20 protein-coding genes are annotated in these 20852 nt (G+C 53.7%); 3 read left to right on the top strand and 17 right to left on the bottom strand.

Annotated features, from left to right (window positions below; all coding sequences use genetic code 11):
• Nucleotides 1-85: 85 nt before the first annotated feature.
• Entirely contained in the window at nt 86-1447 is a 1362-nt protein-coding gene (locus B5D32_RS09485) for an ABC transporter substrate-binding protein (protein WP_078784820.1), read from the bottom strand.
• A gap of 81 nt (nt 1448-1528) precedes the next feature.
• The gene (gnpA, locus tag B5D32_RS09490; protein ID WP_200805181.1) at nt 1529-3694 is read right to left on the bottom strand and encodes a 1,3-beta-galactosyl-N-acetylhexosamine phosphorylase; all 2166 of its coding nucleotides are present in this window, start codon (nt 3692-3694) and stop codon (nt 1529-1531) included.
• Between the two features lie 423 nt (nt 3695-4117).
• Here gnpA and B5D32_RS09495 point away from each other — a divergent pair, with 423 nt between their 5' ends.
• Nucleotides 4118-4963, top strand: coding sequence for a helix-turn-helix domain-containing protein (locus B5D32_RS09495; RefSeq protein ID WP_078784821.1), 846 nt, complete (start codon nt 4118-4120; stop codon nt 4961-4963).
• Between the two features lie 342 nt (nt 4964-5305).
• On the opposite strand, the gene B5D32_RS09500 is transcribed toward B5D32_RS09495, so the two are convergent.
• From B5D32_RS09500 to B5D32_RS09510, 3 genes are read right to left on the bottom strand one after another with little or no spacing between them, the layout of a single operon-like run.
• Nucleotides 5306-5845, bottom strand: coding sequence for a hypothetical protein (locus tag B5D32_RS09500; RefSeq protein WP_078784822.1), 540 nt, complete (start codon nt 5843-5845; stop codon nt 5306-5308).
• Between the two features lie 59 nt (nt 5846-5904).
• Nucleotides 5905-6390, bottom strand: coding sequence for a hypothetical protein (locus tag B5D32_RS09505; RefSeq protein WP_078784823.1), 486 nt, complete (start codon nt 6388-6390; stop codon nt 5905-5907).
• Nucleotides 6390-8516, bottom strand: a complete 2127-nt coding sequence (locus B5D32_RS09510) for an InlB B-repeat-containing protein (protein WP_159447021.1) — start codon at nt 8514-8516, stop codon at nt 6390-6392. Before B5D32_RS09510 ends, B5D32_RS09505 begins: the two co-directional genes overlap by 1 nt.
• A gap of 124 nt (nt 8517-8640) precedes the next feature.
• On the opposite strand from B5D32_RS09510, the gene B5D32_RS09515 reads away from it, so the two are divergent.
• A complete protein-coding gene (locus tag B5D32_RS09515) occupies nt 8641-8847 on the top strand; it encodes a MerR family transcriptional regulator (RefSeq protein ID WP_078784825.1) in 207 nt (68 codons plus the stop codon).
• Between the two features lie 82 nt (nt 8848-8929).
• On the opposite strand, the gene B5D32_RS09520 is transcribed toward B5D32_RS09515, so the two are convergent.
• The 9 genes from B5D32_RS09520 to B5D32_RS09560 form a co-directional block, all read right to left on the bottom strand.
• Nucleotides 8930-10549, bottom strand: a complete 1620-nt coding sequence (locus B5D32_RS09520) for a recombinase family protein (protein ID WP_000945966.1) — start codon at nt 10547-10549, stop codon at nt 8930-8932.
• 111 nt (nt 10550-10660) lie between these two features.
• Nucleotides 10661-10849, bottom strand: coding sequence for a transposon-encoded TnpW family protein (locus tag B5D32_RS09525; protein ID WP_000427739.1), 189 nt, complete (start codon nt 10847-10849; stop codon nt 10661-10663).
• Nucleotides 10850-10863: 14 nt separating this feature from the next.
• Nucleotides 10864-11703, bottom strand: a complete 840-nt coding sequence (locus B5D32_RS09530) for an ATP-binding protein (protein WP_000200031.1) — start codon at nt 11701-11703, stop codon at nt 10864-10866.
• Complete coding sequence (locus B5D32_RS09535; RefSeq protein WP_001205019.1) at nt 11700-12494, bottom strand: replication initiator protein A; 795 nt, start codon at nt 12492-12494, stop codon at nt 11700-11702. The genes B5D32_RS09530 and B5D32_RS09535 overlap by 4 nt, the downstream gene beginning before the upstream one ends.
• Nucleotides 12495-12566: 72 nt before the next feature.
• Entirely contained in the window at nt 12567-12953 is a 387-nt protein-coding gene (locus tag B5D32_RS09540) for a cysteine-rich VLP domain-containing protein (RefSeq protein WP_000998386.1), read from the bottom strand.
• Nucleotides 12943-14610 (bottom strand): relaxase/mobilization nuclease domain-containing protein, encoded by a 1668-nt coding sequence (locus B5D32_RS09545; RefSeq protein ID WP_009249723.1) that lies wholly within the window; start codon nt 14608-14610, stop codon nt 12943-12945. The genes B5D32_RS09540 and B5D32_RS09545 overlap by 11 nt, the downstream gene beginning before the upstream one ends.
• A complete protein-coding gene (locus B5D32_RS09550) occupies nt 14582-14980 on the bottom strand; it encodes a plasmid mobilization protein (RefSeq protein WP_001126628.1) in 399 nt (132 codons plus the stop codon). The genes B5D32_RS09545 and B5D32_RS09550 overlap by 29 nt, the downstream gene beginning before the upstream one ends.
• A 646-nt stretch (nt 14981-15626) precedes the next feature.
• A complete protein-coding gene (locus B5D32_RS15560) occupies nt 15627-15818 on the bottom strand; it encodes a hypothetical protein (RefSeq protein WP_000841357.1) in 192 nt (63 codons plus the stop codon).
• Between the two features lie 131 nt (nt 15819-15949).
• Nucleotides 15950-16147 (bottom strand): helix-turn-helix domain-containing protein, encoded by a 198-nt coding sequence (locus B5D32_RS09560; protein ID WP_001909500.1) that lies wholly within the window; start codon nt 16145-16147, stop codon nt 15950-15952.
• Between the two features lie 82 nt (nt 16148-16229).
• Between B5D32_RS09560 and B5D32_RS15800 the strand changes: the two genes are divergently transcribed.
• On the top strand, nt 16230-16691 hold the full coding sequence (locus tag B5D32_RS15800; protein ID WP_021659603.1) for a hypothetical protein: 462 nt from the start codon (nt 16230-16232) through the stop codon (nt 16689-16691).
• A gap of 41 nt (nt 16692-16732) precedes the next feature.
• Here B5D32_RS15800 and B5D32_RS09570 read toward each other — a convergent pair whose 3' ends face one another.
• The 3 genes from B5D32_RS09570 to tet(W) all read right to left on the bottom strand — a co-directional run bounded on the left by B5D32_RS09570 (nt 16733) and on the right by tet(W) (nt 20188).
• Entirely contained in the window at nt 16733-17500 is a 768-nt protein-coding gene (locus B5D32_RS09570) for a class I SAM-dependent methyltransferase (RefSeq protein WP_000456787.1), read from the bottom strand.
• A gap of 231 nt (nt 17501-17731) precedes the next feature.
• Nucleotides 17732-18187 carry an XRE family transcriptional regulator gene (locus B5D32_RS09575; RefSeq protein WP_001071126.1) on the bottom strand — a complete coding sequence of 152 codons (456 nt, stop codon included), beginning with the start codon at nt 18185-18187 and terminating at the stop codon, nt 17732-17734.
• Between the two features lie 81 nt (nt 18188-18268).
• Nucleotides 18269-20188, bottom strand: coding sequence for a tetracycline resistance ribosomal protection protein Tet(W) (gene tet(W), locus B5D32_RS09580; RefSeq protein WP_000691721.1), 1920 nt, complete (start codon nt 20186-20188; stop codon nt 18269-18271).
• Nucleotides 20189-20852 lie beyond the last annotated feature (664 nt).

Below are 20852 nucleotides of genomic sequence, written 5' to 3' on the forward strand. Positions count from 1 at the left end.
CGGCTTGCAGCGGACGTATCAGATGCAAACCGTGCCCTTGGCAAATTCTCAGTTGTAACCGGACACAGTGTGTGTCATGTTTTGCTTAGCCAGCGATGTTGAACTCCACGGTATCCTGGGCGTTCTGCATCTCGCTGTCAATGTCGGCGTTGTTCTGGACGATGTTGGTGACGGCATCGGTCAGGGCGCTGCGCACGTCAGAGTAGTAAGCGCCGCAGTCGAATGCGGGGACCTTGCCTGCAAACTCAACGATGTCCTTGTAAACGGTCTGGCCGCCGTAGAACTCGGAAGGCTGGTTGTAGACGTCGCTCTCGGCAGCGGGCAGGTAGCTGGAGATCGCACCGGCGTTGGGCAGCAGATCGTCATACAGCTCGACGCTGGAACCGAAGGTGCTCTTCAGGAAGTCGAAGGCCAGCTCGGTGTTCTTGCAGTTGGAGGAAACGGCCCAGCTTGCGCCGCCGCAGTTTGCGTAGTTGGTGGCACCGTCGATACCGTCCAGCTTGGGCATATTCACGATAGCCCACTTGCCGGACTGATCCGCGGCAGCCTGCACGCTGGACATGATCCAGCAGCCGTTGATGACGCCGGCAGCCTTGCCGTCATTCATGGAAGCAATGTACTGGTCCCAGTCGGTGTACTCGGCCAGAATGCCCTTGTCGACCATGTCTTTGTAGACGGTCAGGGACTCTTTCAGCGCGGCATTGTCGGCGATCTTGACCTCGCCGTCCACCACGGGGGAGGCACCGGCAGACTGCATCATCTCGATGATCAGCTCGGAACCGCCGGAGGAGGTCAGCATCGGCACGCCGTTGGCGTCCACGACCTTCTGCGCCTTCTCCTCGAACTCGCTCCAGGTCAGATCCTTGAAGTCGTCGACGGTCAGACCGGCATTCTCGATCATATCGGAACGAACCGCCATGACGGAAGCGCCGTTGTCGAAGGGCAGACCGTAGTGGTGGCCATCGACGGTAGAATCAGCCAGCTTGCCGCCGGAGAACTTGTCCCAATCCAAGCCGGAATCGGTCAGGTCGGTGTAGATACCGGGGAAGTTGGCGACCATCTTGTGGTAGGAATAGTCCTGCATCAGGAAAAGATCAGGCAGGGTGCTGTAATCCTCGCTGGTGGCAGCGGTGATGAGCTTGGTCTCGATGTCGCTGTAGACGTTTTCTTCAATGTTCAGCTTGAAGTTGGGGTGATCCTTCTGGTAGATGGCCTCCGCCTGCTTCAGGGCGTAGATGTTGAAGTTGGGGTCCCATGCCCATACGGTCAGGGTCTCGTCGCCGTCAGCGGCAGTGGACTCTGCGGTGGATTCCACTTTGGACTCGGCAGGGGTGCTCTCGGCGGTAGAGGTGGCTGCGCTGCTGGAAGCGGCACCGCCGCCGCAGCCGACCAGCAGGGATGCTGCCATAGCTGCCGCCATAAGGGCTGCTGCATTCTTCTTTTTCATGGGGGTTTCCTCCTTAAAAATGTTTCTCCATTCTTTGGCTGTATAACGTATGTCCCACGGCGGGGCATAAATTATCGGGTGTTATTCGGCATCGTCTACCCAGCGCATCTCGCGCGGGGCCAGCGTCAGGCTGTCGATCAGATGCCCCTTGATGTACAGGTCTGTCTTTTCCTCGGCATCTGCGTTATTGATGACCGCGATGCGCTTCGTTTCGGGGAATACCGTGACCTCGGTATCGACGTTGGTCACGTAGTAGTGCTTCATCTCCTCCGGCATACCGGCGGCGTAGTAGATGGCGCGCAGCAAAATGCGGCAGTTCTGCGGGGAGTAGGGCAGCCCGGCAAAGTAGACGCTGTGGCCCTTGCCGTACTCGTTGACGACCAACTGGCTGTACTCGCCGTCCTGCGCCAGGATCTGATAGTGCTTGCCCTGCGCGTAGATGCGGCTCGTGCCCTCGCCGAAATCAACGGCGGTGTCAATATCCTCCAGGATAAAGTGGTGCGGGTCGCAGGTGTTGTATTTGTCGGTGCTTAACGAGAAGCCCATCTCGCGGTCCACGCCCATCACGTCGGACAGCTGGAAGTACCGCCCCTGATGCTGGCAGGCGGTGGGCTCGCCCACACCGATGAAGCCGCCGCCCTCGTCCACAAATTTGCGGATGGCGGTCACGACCTTTTCGTCGATCCAGTTCTCGGCACCGCTGAAGGCTGTGTACGCATCGCCGACGTTGATGATGACGCCGATGTCCTTGGGGATGCCGTTGCGGATGTCATCGAAGTCGATGAACTCCACGTCAAACGGCATGCCGCTCAGGCATTCGAGAACACCCTCGGCGGAGTAGGTCTCCCGGTGGTAAATGGAGTGATGCACCTGATTGCTCATCCACTTGCGCAGGCCGCCCCAGCAGTTGAGGATGGCCACCTTGAACGGGGCAACGTAGGACTTTGTGCCCTGCATATTTTCGTGGATCTGGCGGAACTCGCCGACCACATTCTGGATCTCGTCAATAAAGCCGGGCCAGTTGCTGGCAAGCTTGAGGTAGCCGCCGTAGCCGATGCGGTCCAGCGGGCTGCGCAAAATCGCGCGGCGGGCCTTCATCCAGTTGGTGCGGGCCTCACCGATGGGGTCGCCGCCCTCGGTGAACACATCGGGGAAGAAGTAGGGCAGCAGACGGCCTTCGGTGTACTTGACGCCCTTGATGTCGGAGATCATCCGCAGCGTAACGCCGCTGCCGACCGAGCCGACCACGGCGTCCAGCCCGATGGAGGCGAAATACTTGCCGTAGGGCTCGGTGCCGATCCAGTGATCGCCGAGGAACATCATCGCTTCCTTGCCGTAGGAGTGGACGATGTCGACCATCTCTTTGGCAAGAGCGCAGACCTCCTGCTGCTGGAACTCGATGAAATCGCGGAACTCCTTGCTGGGCACGCGGAACATCGTGTTGTGGTAGCCCTGATCCACAATGAACTCGGGGCGGAACTTGTACCCTGCCCACTTTTCAAATTTTTCCAGAATGTAGGGGCTGACGCTGGCGCTGTAGCCGAACCATTCGACGAATTTCTCGCGCTTCTGGTCGTCAAAGGTCAGCGTGAACTGGTGAAAGAAGGTCGTGAACCGCACCACATCAATGTGGGGGTTGGCCTCGCACCAGCGGCGCAGCTTTTCTTTTACATAGGCCTGCGTCTTGGGCTGGCGCACATCGTAGGTCAGCTGGTGCGGCGTATCCTTCCAGTCGTTCGTCAGGAAGTTGTACATGTGTACGGGGTCCCAGATCAGGAACGCCAGAAAGCTGACGGTGTACTCGTGATAGGGGACGGTTTCGATCTCGACCTCGCCCGTCGGCTCATCGAAGAACCACTTGTCGGTGGGGACGACCTCGCCCGTCGTGCGGTCAATGACCTCCCACCAGCGCTTGGGGTCGTCCAGCGTGTTGACCTTGAGCTGCTGGGTGTGGAAGCCGTCCATCAGATGAATGCGCAGCTTCGTGCCGCGCGCCGTATGGCGGTCACTGATAAGATACTCCTGCTGGACCTCGTCGGGGTTTGCCTCCGCCCAGGCGTTGTCCTTGCGGGTCGTATAATAGGTAGCGTACTTTTTGGCGGGGTCCGTCAGCAGCTCCTTCGGCATTTCGGTGCCGTCGCAGTCACGCAGGGCATCCGCGCCCAACAGATTCTTCAGCCGCAGGGTCTCCGCAACCACATCTGCGTCTGTGGGAAGTGTCAATCTTCCGGTCTGCTCCATCTTCATAATCCCTTCTCTGTCCGTTTTGTCTGCCACGGCAGGCATCGTTTCATTGACACCATCATACTTGTTTCTGCCCTCTTTGAACAGTAGGTATATTGTTGCGCATTTGTACTATCTTGCTTTATTTTCGAATGTCGGCGGCAACATCAGAAAATAAAGAAAAAGCTGCACAAAAAGTAAGACTTTTCTTTGTGCAGCTTGCCAACTTTGGGCCTGCTTGCAGCGAAACGTGCTGATATTCTGTTTTGCATCGCGATTTTTTATGGAAAGCTCTTGCCATGCGCCCCAAATGCGTATATAATAAGGACGGAACCGGAAATGGCCCACGACTTTTTACTTTTCCGTTCTTGCTTAATTATGTAACGATATTGCTCCACATACTTTGGATTATTTGTAAATATTTTGTCATTCGGAGGCGCGCCGCCTATGAACACACGGTATGAATTCAATATGGACGTTCCCCCGCGGGAGGCCATCCGCCTGATGTACGTGAGCAAGAGCCGCTTCGGCGGAGACTGGAACTCGGTGCCGCATACCCACTCCTGCACCGAAGTGTTCTACTGCGTGGATGGACGCGGTCAGTTCAACGTCGAAGGCAAAATGCTGGACGTTGCCCCGGACGACATGGTCATTGTGAACCCCCGCACCCTGCATACCGAGTTGAGCTACCAGGCAAACCCGCTGGAATATATTGTGCTGGGCATCGAGGGCATTGAAATTTTGTTTGACCAGAAGGACCACGGCTACACGATGCTGAAATGCAGCCCCCAGCGGGAGGAGCTGCTGAGCCTGATGCAGCTGCTGCTGCGGGAAATCGACGCGCGGGAGGACGGCTGCGAGATGGTCTGCCAGGACCTGACCGAGGTGCTGCTAGTCAAAATCGTGCGCATGGCATCGGTTTCGCTGCGCCTCACTGCGCCGCCCGCCGAGAGCAAGGAATGTGCCACCGCAAAACGATATATCGATGAAAATTACAGTGAAAGCATTACCCTGGACAAGCTGGCGGAGATTGCCCACGTAAACAAGTATTACCTGTCCCACTCGTTCAAGAACGAGTATAAGGTCTCCCCCATCGACTACCTGATGAAGCGCCGCATTACCGAGGCCAAAGCGCTGCTTACCAGCACCGATTTCAGCCTGACCCAGATCGCCGAGCAGATCGGCTTCGGCTCTTTGGCTTATTTTTCCAAATGCTTCCGTAAGATCGAAGGCACCAGACCCAATGAGTACCGCAAAAGTGCCCGGCAGAAATCCGCACAGGGGACCCGCTGAGCCTATCCGGCCTATATTAAATAGGTAGGGGCAGCCATTGGCTGCCCCTGGACTGTCGAGAAAGATGTGCTCACCCCTTGGCCCCCTCTGCGAGGGGGCTCCGCCCGCAGGCGGTGGGGGAGAGAACTGTACGGCTGCCCGAAATATTTCGGACTATGGCAAGGTTCTCTCCCTCCGCCCCTTCGGGGCACCTCCCTCGCAGAGGGAGGTTTTTGACATGCAGAAGGGATGCCGCGAATGCGGCATCCCTTTTTGCGTTTTGAAAGAGTGCATTGTAGGGGCGAGCATTGCTCGCCCCTGCCCGTTTGTTTTGCAAGAAAACTGTCCCGGGAAATGCGTTGCTCAGTTCAGCGTCACGGTGATGGTGCCGATTTTGGTGTTGTCGGCGGTGGTGCTGCCCAATGCGCCGTTCAGAGACAGTGAGGTCGTGGCCTTGGGGGCTGCCTCTACAGCCGTGCCGACGGCGGTTTCCAGATTGAGCGAAGCGTTGTCGAAGGTGCCGGTGATGCCCTCAAAGCCAGTGTCTGCCGCATAGCTGAACGCTGCCGTAACGCCCGTGTTGGAGTGGTTGGTCACGGTGATCGTGTTGCCGCCTTCCTTGTCTACCGTCCAGACACCGCCTTCGGCGTCGGTGGTTTTGTGGGTGGCAGGGTCCCAAATACCGGCTTCCGCCGTATAGGTAAACGCCATATCGCCCCAGGTGATGTCCACGCTGTACACCGTGCCGCCCGCGCCGCCGGACGAATCTGCCCTATAGGTTGCCGTTACATCGTGGCTGGCTGTGCCGCCGCCTGTGGTGATCATGTCCGCGTAGGCAGACAGGGGTGCCAGAGAGAACACCATGGCAAGGGTAAGTACCAGAGCTGTTTTTTTCTTCCTCATTGTTTTTCATCCTTCCTGAAAAATTATACGGGCATTGCCCTATGTCGTCCGTGCGGGGGTCAGCCCGTTACGGTGACGGTTACGGGAATTTCGGCGTCCAGCATAGCCTTGGCGCCGGTTTGCGGGTGGTAGAACGATACCTTCAGCGTGCCGCTGCAGCTGCCTGCCGTCAGGTCTTTTTCGACGCCGTCCAAAAGTGCCAGCTGGGTGACCTGCTCGCCGGGGGCCAGCAGGTCGGATCGTGCCGCCTCACACTCCCCGACGACCAGGCAAACCGATGCGTCCCAGCCGGACTTTTCGGGGTTGGCAAACAGCAGCGTGACCTGCCCGGCGGTTAAGTCGATGCCTGCCGCATCGGAATAGGTCAGCGACACCGTGCCGCCGCCGGCGGGCGTCGATACCGATGACTCCGGCGCGGGGGCGGTGTCCGTCGCCTGCGGCTTTTTGCGGCAGAAAAGCACGCCAAGCAGCAGAAGAAGCAACAGCAGCAGAAGAAGCACGAGCAGCAGCCACCGCTTTTTGCGGTTCTTGTCTGTGTTTTCCATCAATAGCCCCCTTCCAGTCGGACCGTTACCGACCCGATTTCGGCGTTGTTCAGTGCCTTGCCGGGGCGGCCTGTCAGGCACAGCAGCACGGTTTTTGTCCTGTTTACCGGCAGGTCAATCGGACTGTAGATGTAGTCTCCGTCGCTGTTGGCAAAGTTGCCGCCGATTGCCGTGTCGGCTTTTGTGTATTGGAATCTCACGCGCACCTCGTTTGCGCCCTCATTCTGCACGGTGATGACATCGCCGTTTTTGCGGTTCGGTGCCCAGCCGCCGCCGATGTCATAATCGTGTGTGGCGGGGTTCCACGCCCCGTCGGTGTAGGTGTAAGCCAGCTCGCCCCATGTGATGGTGACGGTGTTGGTGCGTACATCCTCCTCGCCGCAGACTGCACAGGTGCGCCTTCCGGCGCTCCATGCGCCGAATTTGTGGCTGCAGGTCACGCTGACATACGCCGTGGTTTCGGCCGTTTCGTAGTTTTGGGTGTCGTCCGGCTGAAAAACAACAGCATATCGTCCGCCGTTGCGGGGCGGCTTGACCGTATCGTCCTTCCAGACAAAACGGCCCGCCACGTTGGTTGAAGGTCTGGCGTTGTTGTTTTTGGCCGTGCCGCCGGTCAGGGTGCTGTAAGCCAGGGTGTTGCCCACAGCCAGGTCCAGCGCGGCAGCCGTTGGCGGCTCGGTGATTTTCGGCGTGGCTTTTGTCACCGTTACACAGACTACATTGCTTTTTGTGCTGGCTTGCAGGCCGTTGTCCTTGCGTGTGGCCGTGACCAGCACGTAATAGTAATGCACCCCTGCGGTGGGGGTTGTGGGGTAGGTGGGGTCTCCGTTTTCGTCGGTGATAGGAATTCCGTTGTCGCCGTTTTCATCACAGGCATACCAGGTTGTTTCCTTGGTGTGATTGTCGTATGAACTGTAACCCACATGGTGATAAATGCGCTTGCCATAGACGCCGGTCTCATCCATCTCCAATTTGACATTGTAGGGGGCCAGGGCCGGGGTCAAATGCCAATGCGCGTACAGGGTATGGTTGGCGGCGGTGGTAACTGTGGTGTTTTCGTCCACCTTGGTGCCGCCGGTTTTTTGGGTATACCAGCCGTCAAAGCTGTACCCCTCGCGTGTGGGGGCGGGCAGGGCAGGGTATTCGCTGCCATAGGTTGCCGTTCTGCTTTTCATGCCGACCGTGCCGCCGTTGGCATCAAAGGTTACCGTATAGGTTTTGCCTTTCCAGTGGGCATACAGTGTGGTAGGTGGGTCTGTGCCGACGGAAGTGTTTGCGGTTACTTTTGTGCCGCTGCTTTCCCGTGTATACCAGCCGTCAAAGTCGTAGCCTGTGCGGGTGGGCGTGGGCAGTGTGCCGTAGGTGCTGCCGCAGGTCACCACCTTGCTTGCCGGGCTGACCTTGCCGCCGTTGGCGTTAAGCCGCACGGTTTTGGTCGTGGTGCAGCTTTTTTTCGAGAGGGTAAAGGTGGTTTCCAGCTGGTGGTGGTAGGACTCCAGCAACGAATTGGACTTACTGTTGCCCACAAAAATGGCGTACTCGCGGGTCATGCTTTTTTGTGCGGAGCCGTTCAGGTTGTCAAAGGTAAGCTCCACCGTGCCGCTGCCGGTGCAGGCACTTTTTGCGCTGCTGTGAAGCCGGCAGATCCCGCCGCTTGCGTCGGCGTTATTGGCAGAATAGGTTCGTTTGTAGGCGGCACCGTCGGTGTTGTCGGTCCATTCCATCACATACCAGCTTTCGCCGTTGGCGTTGCGCTGCAGCTTGATATCGTAAGAGAGTGTAACCTTATAGCAGGTGTACGCCGGAACCTTTACGGTCATCGTAAAGGGCAGCAGAAGATAGTAGGCGTTTTTGAAGTTTTTCCGCTCTTTCAAGTGTATGGTTGAGGAAGTGCCGTTGTTGGTGACCTCGACTGTACCGCTTTCATAGCTGCCCCGATCCTTGTCCGCATTTTGGGGGTTGAAGGTGCTGATGTTATTGCCGCCGTAGGAACGACAGTTTGCGGCAGAGGCAAGCTTCAGCGAAAAGCTGAAACTCTCGCTTGCCGCCGAAGCGCCCACCGCCGCAATGCCGCACAGTACGCACAGGCACAGCATAACACACAAAATCCGCATCCACCGCGTCAAGGTATTGAACCTCCACTTCCTTGCGCCGCGCAGGGTCTTGACAACGGCGCTGTATCTCGTATAATGACAGTATAACCCGTCCACCCCTGAACGAAGCAAGTGCTTTTTTAAGGAGATTTGCGCCATGCCGGAAGATATGAAAAAACTTTTTCAAATTACCGAGGCCGCCCGCGCCTGCAGCCTGTCCCGCAGCACGCTGCTGCGCTTAGAGGAAAAGGGTCTGCTGACGCCCGCCTACACTGCGCCGGACAGCGGACGCCGCTATTACGACAACCACAACGTGGCCCGCATTATACAGATTGAAAAGCTGAAAGCCATGGGCCTTTGCTAATGTGCGATAAAGAAGTAATAGAAGTGTAAAAAATTTTGCCGTTCCTATCCGGCACTTAGGGCTGTGTCGGATAGGTCAGGCGTTAGGCTTCCGGCAAGTCTATCTTGCCGACAAAGCTGTAATAAATCTCAATGTCCTGCCTGCGGGTGCCGTTCTCGTCATAGCTGCACTCATGCACGACGATTTTCTCAATCATTTCCCGCAAGAGGGTGGGGGTCAATTCTTCAAAAGCAAGGTGCTTTCTCACAATCCCCATGAATTTCTCGGCGTTGACGGTGGCGGCCTGCGACTTGGAAAGTTCCTCCTGCAAAGCGGCAGCCCGGTCTTTCAGTTCCCGCTGCTCCTGCTCATAGTCCGCCGACAGCTCCATGAAACGCTCGTCGCTGATTTTGCCGCTTACATTGTCCTCATACAGCCGCTTGATAATGCGGTTCACTTCGGCAATGCGTGTCTGGGCCTGTTCAAGCTGCTTCGTGGCTGCGGCGGTCTTTCTCTTGCCGCCGATTTCGTTCTGCTGGATGAGCAGCTTTACAAAGCGGCTCTCATGCCTGGCGGCGTATTCCGTCACTTGCCGGAGATTGGAAAGCACGCCCGCCGTCAAAAGGTCGGTGCGGATAAAGTGTGCCGTACAGTCACGGGTACGCTTCTTGTAGCTGCCGCAGATATAACAGTCCTGCTTGCGGTTCTTGTTCTGATACCGCTGCTGATACAGCACATGGCCGCAGTCGGCGCAGAACAGCATACCAGAGAACAGCCCCACTTCATCATAGCGGTTCGGGCGTTTTCGCTGCTTGCGTAACTCCTGCACACGCTCCCATGTTTCCGTGTCGATAATCGGCTCATGGTGATTTGGGAAGATAGCCTGCTTCTCGATGGGGTTCTCAACGCTGTGCTTGACCTTGTAAGAGGGCTTCTCCGTCTTGAAGTTTACCAGACAGCCAGTGTACTCCCGGTTTTCCAGCAGATGGACGACGGTGTTTGTCGCCCACTTGCACTCATAGCCGGGGTGGTAGCGTCGGGTGCTGCCCGTCCTGCGGTATTCCAGCGTCCCCGGCGTGGGGATTTGCTGCTCCGTCAGCATACGGGCAATCTTGGTCGGGCCATTTCCCGCAAGGCAAAGCTGGTAAATCTGCCGGACAACCGGGGCGGCTTCCTCGTCAACGATATAGTTCTCGTCCTTGTCCATGAGATAGCCATAGACTGGCTTGCTGGTTACAGGCTTGCCGCTCATGCCTTTTGCTTTCTTTACTGCCTTGATTTTCTTGCTCGTATCTCTCACCAGCCATTCGTTAAATAAGTTCCGCAGAGGGGTAAAATCATTGTCCATGCCGCCGTTTGCGCTGTCCACGTTGTCATTGACAGCGATAAAACGCACGCCCTTTTGAGGGAACAGCATTTCCGTGTAAAATCCCACCTGCAAGTAATTACGCCCCAGCCTGCTCATGTCCTTGACTATGACGGTGCCGACTTTCCCGGCTTCAATGTCTGCAAGCATGGCTTGAAATCCGGGCCGCTGGAAGTTCGCACCTGAGTAGCCGTCGTCGGTGTACCAGCGCAGATTGGTAAAGCCGTTCTGCTTGGCGTAGGCTTCCAAAATCCGTTTCTGGTTGGAAATGGAATTGCTCTCGCCTTGCAATTCGTCCTCATGGGACAATCTCGGATAAAGGGCGGTAATGAGGTTTTGGGTGGCTTGTCTTAACATAAAATCCTCCGTTTCCGACAGCCAGCCCCACTATTCCGTGGTTTCATTGTACCACGGAACAGGGGCGGCTGTACAGCGGTAAAAGTGATAAATCTGCTTCTTTACAGCTTGTCAAATCGCCTTTTTTTGTGTAGCAGCGGCTTCCGCTTCCAGTACCCTCGCCATCTTGTCGGCGGCGGTGCTGGTGGTGTCTTTCTTGAAAAAGCCGGACACGACAAGAACGGTATTCCCCATGCGGATTTCCGTCACGCAGTCGGGGCGGCGGGTGGTACGGTGGTCGTGCTGCTTGATATTCTCCATAGGCAATACTCCTTTCATTCAGCCAGCAGTTTCTTCATGGTTTCCATTTTCCGCTTTGCGGTTTCCTGCCGGAAGTTGACGCCAGTAAAGCGTATCGGGACGCACATGGACAGCAGTCGGTCATAAATCCGGGAATGGGCCGTGTCTGTCGGCTTTTTCAACTCGTCCAGCGGGCGGTTGGTGGTGGCGATCAGCGGCTTGTTGCTGCGGTATCGGGTATCAATCACATGGAATACCTGTTCCAGTCCATAGTCGGTGCCACGCTCCATGCCGAAGTCGTCAATGATAAGCAGCGGATAGCGGCAAAGGCGGGAAATATACTCATTCCGGCCTGTAAAGCCGGGAGAGAGGTCGCCCAGGATAACGGCGAAGTTCGTCATATATACGGGGACTTCTTTCTCCATGAGGGCGTTTGCGATACAGCCCGCAAGGTAGCTTTTCCCGTTGCCGACGTTCCCCCAGAACAGGCAGCCGATGTTTTCGGCCTGCATTTCTTCCCAATGCTCCGCATACCGCCGGGCAATCCCGGTCTGCGGGTTTCTGCCGTTGTCGTTCTCGAATGTCCATTGCTGCATGGCTGAGTCGGCAAAAGCCCTCTGTTTCAGATTTTCCACGGCTTCCACATGGCGGCGGTGTTCCTCGGCGGCCTGCCGCTGCTCACGGGCGGCTCTCTGGCAGTCGCACTCTGCCGGGTGGCGGTCACGGCCAAACAGCTCCTTACCCTCCGGGAAGTAGGCTTCTTTCGGCGTATGGCACTTTCCGCAGTAAAGCAGTCCGTCCTCGCCGATATAGTCCTCCATCTCCGGGGCGGCGGTTGTCATGTTCTCCAAAATATCTTTGATTTCACTTGTCATAAGCTTTCTCCCTCCATACAGGTATAGTCGGGGATGCCCTGTTTTACGGCTCCCTTTTTGTCATTGGCCGCCCATCTGTGCAAGGCGGCGGCATAATTCTGGTAGGCTTTCCCGCTGGCGGCAAGGTAATGGCTCATTTCCTCAATCAGCCGTTCCAGCCTGTCCGGGTATTCTGCCTGTAACTCGTCATATTCGTCCTTTGACAGAAAAATATTCTCATATCGGCCATAAGCTGTGGGCGGCTCCCCACTCGCTCTCATTGTTTGGTTCTCTATTAAGTTGTTTATATTAGTTTTGTTAGGGGTCGGTTTTCCGACCATCATAGGGTCGGTTTTCCGACCGTCATAAGGTCGCTTTTCCGACTGTATGAGGGTCGCTTTTCCGGCCATCAGTTGGTCGGAAAACCGTACCACTGGGACAGGCGGCACTTTCACATAAAGCCGATTGGGTGCGGAGAAGCCCCGCCGTTCCCGTTCTAAAAGCCCGGCTGCGTCCAGTTCTTTCAAGGCTCCCTTGATGGCGGTACAACCCTTGTCCAGCATTTCCGCTATCTCCGCAACGGGGTAGACAATGAATATCCTGCCCTCGCCGTCCTGCCAGCCGTTCTTCTGTGACAGGGTGGAGCGGTCTAATAAAAGCGCATACAGCAGCTTGGCGGTCTGTGAAATCTCCATTTTCAGCAGGAAACGGGGGTATGGAAGATAGGCGGGCAGCGTGGTGTCTGCCCTGATATAATCAGCGATAGTATCACCTCCCTCTGTGTTGTGTCGTTTTTGGGCTTTGTCACGCATTAGGACGGCATTTCCGGGGGGAAAGGATAAATGTATCGCATACCCTTTGACACCCACGAAAAAAGCCTTGATTTATGCGGGTTTGAAAGGCTCTAAAGCGTGACATTTCTGCCTTTGTTTCCGCTTTCTCTCGGCGGCTTTGCGTTTCTTCATGCACCCGGCGCAGCCGGGGCAGTATTTCCCCCGGTTGGATTTGGGGACAAAGGCCGCCCCGCAGACCGCGCAGCGTTTCCGGCTCCCCCGGTACAAGAGGGCTGCGGCCAGCTCCCCGTCAAGGGGCAGGACAGCCACACGGAACCAGCGGCACATGAGGGAATAGGAAATGCTCTGGACGCACACGCAAGGCTCCCCGTCGTCTAACAGCAGGCAGTTCCCCTCGTCGTAGTTACAGCACTCATGCACAAGGCGGCGGGCTGCCTGGTGCTGGCGGTAGTCCATGCGGGACGGCTTATCGTTCATGGCTCTGCTCCTTTCTGCGGTGCGGCTCTTCCCGGCGCAAAATCTGGTCGATGTTCCGCTTGACGGTCTGCAACTCCCTGAACCGCTGCTTCTGTTCGTGATAGGTGTTGTACAGGCCGTCTTTCTCGGAGATAAGCTGCTCGATCTCGGCCTGCAACGCTTTTCGGCCGGGCAGCTTGGTAAGCCCCTGTGCCTTGAAATACCGGGCGGCGGCTTCGGCTATGATAAAATCGCTCTCGTTTGCCTGGCGGTATGCGGCGCGGGCTTTCTCGGATTTCTGCGCTTTCAGCCCCTCGCGGATGGGCTTGGTCTTGGCATAGGCAAGTACCTGTTGCCGCAACTCCCTTTTCCCTTGCAGCTTCGTTTCCAGTGCTTTCAGTTCGCCGCTGGTCTGGCGCATTTCCTGATAGGCGGTAGCAACGGCGGCTTCAAGCTGTTCCGGGGAAGAAAAGCCGTACTGTTGGTAGATGGTCAGGGTCTTGGCGGCCTGTTTCAGATTGTGTATCTTCGCCCATCGTTCATAGCCTTTGCCCTTGCCCTCGGCCATCTTCTGCTCAATGTCCACAAGCCGCTGCACACTGTCCTGTCTGGGGTCGATTTTCCCTGTCTTTTCGCCCTGTAAGCGGCCTTTCCCGGCGTGTAGGTATTCGGGTATGGCTGCGGTCTGTTCGGCGGCTCTGGCGGCTTGGTGCTGCGGGGTGTAGCGAACCGTTACGCCCCTCTGGGCGTTCTGCTCCAAAACGGCAAGGACGGCGGTGCGGTCAAAGTCGCCGCCCAGCTTCCGGGCGGTGATAGGCTTCGTCCTGTCTGGCGTGAGGTAGGACAGCCGCCCCCGGCTCTCCTTGACGGTCACACCCTCCCGCAACAGCAGAGAGGAAAACTCGTCAAAGCTGGCAGCGGTGGCAAGGGCTTTCCGTAGGGTCTGCCGCAGCTTCTCCTTGTTCGTTTCAAACTTGGTCTGCCGGGGCGTGATACCGCCTGCAATCATGGGGGCGTTCTGCTTGTCCAGTGCGGCCTGTCCCTTTTTCTGCGCCCAATATTCCCGGTCTGTGACACGGTTCTTGCTGCCGTTCAAGAGGTCGATTTGGTAAAGTCCTTCCCGGTGGCACATCTCCATGACCTCGGACTTGAAGTAGCGTAGGGCTGCGTCGGTGCAGCGGTGCTTGCACCCGGCTTTCGTGTCCGCTGGCCTGTCCATGTAGGGCAGGAACGGCACTTCCTCTATCCGCAGGCTGTTAATGACGATATGCACATGGATGTTGCCGCTGTGGTTATGCCCGTCCGGGTGGGTGCAGACAAGGGCCTGATGGCCGGGGAAATGCTCTTTACAGAATTGCTCCCCCAACGCCTGCGCCCGGTCTACGGTCAGGCCGTTGTCCGGCCCGTCCCGTGGGTCAAAGCTGATGATATAGTGGTGGCTTTTCACATCCTCCCGCCGCTGATTTTTCTCATAGCGGAGATTGGAGCGCATACACGCAACGGCAAAATCCTCGCCGCCGCAGTTCAGCGTGGACAAGCGATAATCCTCACGGGGGATAAGCCTGCCGTTTTCATCAAGGACGGGCTTCATAGTAAATTCGTCATGCTCAAAGAGCAGGTATTGTTCGGCGGCTCCGTAGTCGGCGTTCTTAGAGCCTAAATGCTTGAGTGTTGCCAACGGCGTCACCTACTTTCTTTAGGACTTCATACTTGAGGGCGGCAAGGTCGGCGGCCGCTTCCCGCAATTCCTTTGCCATAGCCGGGTAGGGGCTATGCCACTCGTTGAGGGTGCGGGCAATCTGGTTGAGATTGCCGCCAATCCTGCCGTACTCGGCTGTGAGCTTCCCGACAGCGGAGAGCAGCTCGTCATTGACTGACGACACATGGAGTACGGGGCGTATGGTAGTGCGCCGGATGGCCTGCCGGAGAAATTCGGACTGACTGATACCATAGGGCGCAAGCCGTTCTGTGAAGTCGGCGTATTCTTCATCGGTCAGCCGGGTTTTCACAACATGGCTGCGGTGGGGGGTGTTGTATCGCTTCGGCATGGGCTGTAAACCTCCTTTCACTTATCACAAAAAATGGGCTGGTCTGTTAGCTATTTTCGGGGCATTTCCTGTCTGCCGGACAGAAATATTTTTGCGGCGTAAGCCGCATAGCAGGGTTTGGGGAAGGCACTCCCCAACAAGTTTCCCGCGAGGGGCAAAACCGCAGAATTGCGGATTTTGGCACCGTGGTAGAAACTTGCTCTAAGTAAGCCGTAGATTTCCCCTTGCACTTACTACTCGTATAGCTGCCGCCTGTTTTGGCCGGATTTCTGCAAAAATCTTACGGCGTGGGGCGATTTTTACCCGCAGTTCTTTCTTTCCGCTAAAGATACATTTCAAAGGCCGCCAGCTACCCGCTTGCCGGGAATTTTCTCAAATTTTCCTTTGCCTTAGAAATACAGAAAATGCAGATTTGGCTACCGCCGCAGAAAATTTTTTGTTTCCGGCTTCACCTACCTACTACGGATGACTTTGCGATTTTGCCAAACGGATAAAGAAAAAAGCAGCAAATCTTTTTCAGACTTACTGCTTTCGCTGGCCGCCGATGGGCGGTGGATATTCAGTTTTGAAAGTTCAGGTCAGGTTGGCCCGATGATGGATAGCACAATAAATTCCTGTTTTCCCTTTAAGGCATTGTGCATTTTTTCTATTTCTCTTGATGATTATTTTTTTCATAATCAATCAATGTACCTATAACAATTCCAATCAACATTCCGATACCTGCACAAATAGAAATAGCAAAAAGATTTTGCAAAAACGCCCATGCCAACACACCTATGCAACCACCGACAATAAATCCTGTTAATAAGCCAATAGTTAAGTATTTATTACTTTTCATATTGCTATATCTCCCCTAAAAGTATATTTGTCGTTGGTTCTATTATACTATGACCTGCTTCCTTTAGGAATAGATGAATTGTAAACTGGCTGGAGTGAAACCGCTAATGACAGCCAGTGTTTGTTCTTTGTTTATCGGTCAAAGCGAAATTTGAACAGGGCGGCAATGAGCTGTTGCTTTATATGTTCCTCAACTTCGGCGTTGACTTTCCCGTGTACTTTGGAACAGTAGCGGATATATCCGGCATAGTGGGAAAGAATGGTGTCGATTGCGTCCGGGTCGCCCTCATGGGCTTTGACGATTGTTTCATAGGGGAGAAGTTTACTCATAGTCATTTCCCTCCATGAGCCGCCTTAACCGCTGCAAGGCAAGCCGGATATGCCGCCCCGCTGTGCTGCGTGTCCGGCCAATATGTACGCCGATCACTCGCTGCGGCTGGCGCAGGAAATAGTAACGAAAAATTTCTTCCTGCGTCTGCTCCGGCAAAAGGGCAAGGGCGGCGGCAAGCTCCGCATGATACAGAACGGCGGTCTGGCCGCAGGCGGTAAAAAGATATTCTTCAAGCTACTCCGGCTCGGCAAGCTGGACAAACTTTTCACTCATCAGATAATCAAGGGAAACTTCCCGTTCCCACCTCCGGCGCAGCTTCAAGATTTTATCTATGGCTGCGTGACGAATGACTACCTTGCAAAAGGCATTGAATGTGTACTGGATATGCACCTTGTAGGCTTCATCTTCGGTCATGGAAATTCCCCCTCTCTGAATAATAGTGCGGGGCGGCAGTACTCCTTGCTGTCGCCCCTTGATTGCCTACCAGCAAAGACGGGCGGGGCTGTCAACGACGGCGCGAAGCGGCGTTCATTTTATCGTTGACTGGCTCGGCTGGGTTTGCTATTTACCCGACAAACTTGAATTTATTTTAAGCTATCACGTTTTACCTTCTTAAGCCTTACTATCATTACCATAGGAATTTCTTTGTTGGTTTTGAAACATTCTTCATAAAATCCATCAATGACAAATCCAGCTCTAAAACAAAGGTTAAAAATATCTTGTATGGAACGATGATAATAAATCTGCTCTTTCGGTTGCCCTTCAATCGCTATATCATAGTAACTGTGCGGTGTCATATATTTTTCAGTCAACGTGACAAAACAAGGGTGTTGCGTTGCAAAGACAAAAATTCCGCTTTCCTGCAACAGTTCATAAACAGCCATAAGAAGTGGTTCAATGTCCGTAATATCCATAATTGCCATATTAGAAACTGCTTTCGTAAAGGCTCGATTTCTTTTTAATTCTAATATACTTTTTCTATCGGTCGCATCCGCCACACAAAATTCAATTTGTTTTGCATATTGTGATTGCCGTCTTTTAGCCAATTCTATCATTTTTTTGCTGTAATCAAAAGCGACAACCGAAGCACCTCTTTGTGCAAGATACGAAGAATAATTTCCATTGCCACACGCAATATCCAAAATGTAATCCGCAGGATTAGGAGATAGAAGTTCCGTTACTTTGGGGCGCACTACCTCTCTGTGAAATTCATTAGATTCGTCACCCATTGCATTATCCCAAAATTGTGCGTTCTCCTCCCAGATTTTTTTACTTTCCTCTGTTCCCATGTTCTCTCCCACTCCCAAAATTTGCTTTTTTGCTTCCATTAAATCTTCCTTACTATATTCCATTGTTACCCTCCATAACTTCTGATTGTTGTCGTCTTGACTATTATGTATCTTTTCTTTCCAAAATGGTATAGGCTTTTATTTTTGTAATGCTGCAAAACTTTTCTTCTGTAAGGTATTCAAAGGATATTTCCCTTTGCCGCCGCTTGCATTAAGCCGCCGCTATTGGAAAGCCAAAAGCAGCGGCTTTTTTTACTCGGTATTACCGAAAAGTATAGAAAGCAGGATATGTCATCATTTGTCATTTCTTCTCAATGTAATAACTGCATGGCATATCAAGCCAAATACAAGAGAAAAACAGCCACCGCCAAATAGTGATGCTCCCCACCCTGCACCTGACATTGTCATAAAACCGCCAACAAAGAAAATACCAATGCCAAGAAATATACCAACACCATAAAAAAGTCCAATTGCCATATCGTACTTATTAAATTGTCGTTTCTCCTTTTTTTCATATGTTTCCATCTTTGTTATTACCTCCTTCGCAAAATCGTCCATGTTGACTCCAAAAAGAAAGCAAATTTTTTTCAACATATTTAAATCGGGTTCATTAACATCTCTCTCCCAATTCGATAGTGCCTGCCGGGTAACATTCAATTCCCCGGCTAGTTCTTCCTGTGTCATTCCCAATTGTGTTCGCAGATGACGTATTTGCTTTCCTGTTGTAATATTCGTCTGTTCCTGGTTCAAAATAGTTTCTCCTCTCTGATACTGATTTTATCAATGATATTTCGCAATAGCCAGCAATGAACGCTTGCATTGCGCAAGACGTTACATTATCTTCTGAAACATATAGCGCACCTTGTCCAGGCGGCTGTTTGGACGGCGGGGCTGGATGACTGGCTTGCCGACAGCGGCCTGATACCCTTTCAGTTCTGTAAGGCATACGCTCTGCCCGTTGGTGTAAAAGGCCAGATCAGTACGGTATGCCTGTATACAGCGGGCGGGAATCTCGCCAGTAAAGACAACTTCATCCTTTTTTACCTGGACCGTTTCGATGGTGGCACAGTATTTCGGTGCATCATGATAAGCCCTGGAAAGATATTCCCGGGGCGCATAGAGGGTGAAGGAGAGATAAGGTTCCAGCAGTTGCGTCCCTGATTCCTTCAATGCCTGTTCCAATACAATCGGGGCCAATGAGCGGAAGTCCGCCGGCGTGCTGACCGGACTGTAATAAAGCCCGTATTCAAAGCAAATCTTACAGTCCGTTACGTTCCAGCCGAACAAGCCCTGCTCCAGCCCGTAACGGATACCATCCCTGACAGCGTTTTGAAAACTCTGGTTCAAGTATCCCAGCGAAACCCGGCTCTCGTATTGTACACCGGAGCCAAGCGGGAGTGGTGTAACAGACAGTCCGATGGATGCCCAAAACGGGTTGGGCGGCACCTCGATATGGATGGTGTGGCTGGCTGCTTTGAGCGGCCGCTCCATATAAATGACGGTGGGTTCCTTTACCACTGTTTCAAGCTTGTATTTTTCCGACAGCAAAGCGGAAACAACCTCCAACTGCACCCGGCCCAAAAAAGAAAGAATGATCTCATGGGTGATGGAATCCACCTCGCAGCGCAAAAGCGGGTCAGTATCCGCAAGTTGCGTAAGAGCGTCCAGCAGCCGTTCTCTTTGCGCTGCCGTTTTCGGCGCAATCGACGTCCGCAGCATGGGGAGGGGGTCCTCACGCCACCTTTTACGAGGGAGCCGGGTTGGGTCCCCTAATACATCGTTTAACCTCACGCTGTCGCTGGGAAGGATAACAATTTCACCCGGATAAGCGGTGTCTGTCCGAACAATTTCCCCTTTGGATGGAATACGCATCTCTGTGATTTTCAGCTTTTCTCTCCCGGCCAGGGCCACCGTATCCCGCAGGCGCAGCGTTCCGCTGTATAGCCGTAGATAGACACGCCGCTGGCCGCAATCTGTATACTCCACCTTGAAAACGCTGCCGCATAGGGCGGCGCTCCCCTGTTCCCCAATCGGTTGGAACAGCCCTGTCACCGCATCCATCAACGGTTGAATGCCAAGGCCCTTTTTGGCGCTGCCATAATAGACCGGGAACAGGGAGGCGTCTTGAACCCGCCGCTGTTCCTCCCGCACAAGTTTTTCCCGGCTGATTGGTTCTCCTGCGATATACTTTTCCAATAATTTATCGTTATTTTCGATGACCGCATCCCATGCTTCTATGTCGGTATTTTCCTCCAGGACTATTTCCGGGGACAGCGACACCGTCTGCTTGATGATAATATCGGCGGAGAGCTTATCCCGAACAGACTGAACCACGCTCTGCAAATCAACGCCAGCCTGGTCGATCTTGTTGATAAAGATAACGGTGGGAATGTTCATTTTCCGCAGGGCATGGAACAGAATACGGGTCTGGGCCTGCACGCCATCTTTAGCGGAGATCACCAAGATGGCCCCATCTAAAACAGCCAAAGAGCGGTACACCTCCGCCAAAAAATCCATGTGGCCGGGCGTATCCACAATGTTGACTTTACATCTGTGCCACTGGAAGGAAGTGACTGCCGCTTGAATGGTAATCCCACGCTGCCGCTCCAAAAACATGGTGTCCGTCCTCGTTGTCCCTTTTTCGACGCTCCCCGGTTCTGAAATGGCTCCGCTGGCATATAGCAGGCTCTCCGTCAAGGTCGTCTTTCCAGCGTCTACATGGGCAAGAATTCCAATATTGATTATTTTCATGTGATTGTCCTCCCTTTACTGCCCCGAAGGGCATAAAAATCCCCAGCAGTAAAATACTTTTACCACTGGGGATGATAATTTGCGGACATACACATATACAGCATACACCTGTTTGTGAGTGCTGTTTTTGGGGATATGTCAAAATTGATAAGGCAAAAGTATTCTTAAATTGGGTACAAAAAACTAAGCCCCTACAAAAGGGACTATCATAATCCTTTGTTCCCACTATTTGATTATAGTTTTATTTAAGAATACCTTGCCGCATATTTTTTACTCCTTTTCTGGAATTGAATTATTATATCACATCAGTTTTAGGAAAACAAGTATCTAAAAGAAATTTTTCTTCCCCTTATATGTAACAATCATACCGGCTTCCTAACGTTCAGAATGGTTTCTACTGTCTGCTGCGGTGTTTGGTTGGAATTGTCCAGCCAAAAGCCGATCCGTGGTGTTGTCTGCATTTTACTAAATACAAATTCAATGTATACAGAAAGAAATATATAAGGAGTGGGAGGGATTCCGCCGTAGTCGGCATTGTAGGAAAATCCAAAAGTTTAGATTTTCTCAAAATGCTTATCTTTTGGTCTTTGGTTCGGAATAGTGTAGTGCTGGCGGTCTATCTATTGTTTTCGGTTGCTTGCTTCTTTACCGTACATGAGCATTG

The organism is Gemmiger formicilis (genome assembly GCF_900167555.1).
GTDB lineage: Bacteria > Bacillota > Clostridia > Oscillospirales > Ruminococcaceae > Gemmiger > Gemmiger formicilis.

What these genes read in the sequence shown, in the direction of transcription:
- B5D32_RS09485 (WP_078784820.1), bottom strand. Translation starts at nt 1,447, where the DNA reads ATGAAAAAGAAGAATGCAGCAGCCCTTATGGCGGCAGCTATGGCAGCA.
- gnpA (WP_200805181.1), bottom strand. Translation starts at nt 3,694, where the DNA reads ATGAAGATGGAGCAGACCGGAAGATTGACACTTCCCACAGACGCAGAT.
- B5D32_RS09495 (WP_078784821.1), top strand. Translation starts at nt 4,118, where the DNA reads ATGAACACACGGTATGAATTCAATATGGACGTTCCCCCGCGGGAGGCC.
- B5D32_RS09500 (WP_078784822.1), bottom strand. Translation starts at nt 5,845, where the DNA reads ATGAGGAAGAAAAAAACAGCTCTGGTACTTACCCTTGCCATGGTGTTC.
- B5D32_RS09505 (WP_078784823.1), bottom strand. Translation starts at nt 6,390, where the DNA reads ATGGAAAACACAGACAAGAACCGCAAAAAGCGGTGGCTGCTGCTCGTG.
- B5D32_RS09515 (WP_078784825.1), top strand. Translation starts at nt 8,641, where the DNA reads ATGCCGGAAGATATGAAAAAACTTTTTCAAATTACCGAGGCCGCCCGC.
- B5D32_RS09520 (WP_000945966.1), bottom strand. Translation starts at nt 10,549, where the DNA reads ATGTTAAGACAAGCCACCCAAAACCTCATTACCGCCCTTTATCCGAGA.
- B5D32_RS09525 (WP_000427739.1), bottom strand. Translation starts at nt 10,849, where the DNA reads ATGGAGAATATCAAGCAGCACGACCACCGTACCACCCGCCGCCCCGAC.
- B5D32_RS09530 (WP_000200031.1), bottom strand. Translation starts at nt 11,703, where the DNA reads ATGACAAGTGAAATCAAAGATATTTTGGAGAACATGACAACCGCCGCC.
- B5D32_RS09535 (WP_001205019.1), bottom strand. Translation starts at nt 12,494, where the DNA reads ATGCGTGACAAAGCCCAAAAACGACACAACACAGAGGGAGGTGATACT.
- B5D32_RS09540 (WP_000998386.1), bottom strand. Translation starts at nt 12,953, where the DNA reads ATGAACGATAAGCCGTCCCGCATGGACTACCGCCAGCACCAGGCAGCC.
- B5D32_RS09550 (WP_001126628.1), bottom strand. Translation starts at nt 14,980, where the DNA reads ATGCCGAAGCGATACAACACCCCCCACCGCAGCCATGTTGTGAAAACC.
- B5D32_RS15560 (WP_000841357.1), bottom strand. Translation starts at nt 15,818, where the DNA reads ATGAAAAGTAATAAATACTTAACTATTGGCTTATTAACAGGATTTATT.
- B5D32_RS09560 (WP_001909500.1), bottom strand. Translation starts at nt 16,147, where the DNA reads ATGAGTAAACTTCTCCCCTATGAAACAATCGTCAAAGCCCATGAGGGC.
- B5D32_RS15800 (WP_021659603.1), top strand. Translation starts at nt 16,230, where the DNA reads ATGTACGCCGATCACTCGCTGCGGCTGGCGCAGGAAATAGTAACGAAA.
- B5D32_RS09570 (WP_000456787.1), bottom strand. Translation starts at nt 17,500, where the DNA reads ATGGAATATAGTAAGGAAGATTTAATGGAAGCAAAAAAGCAAATTTTG.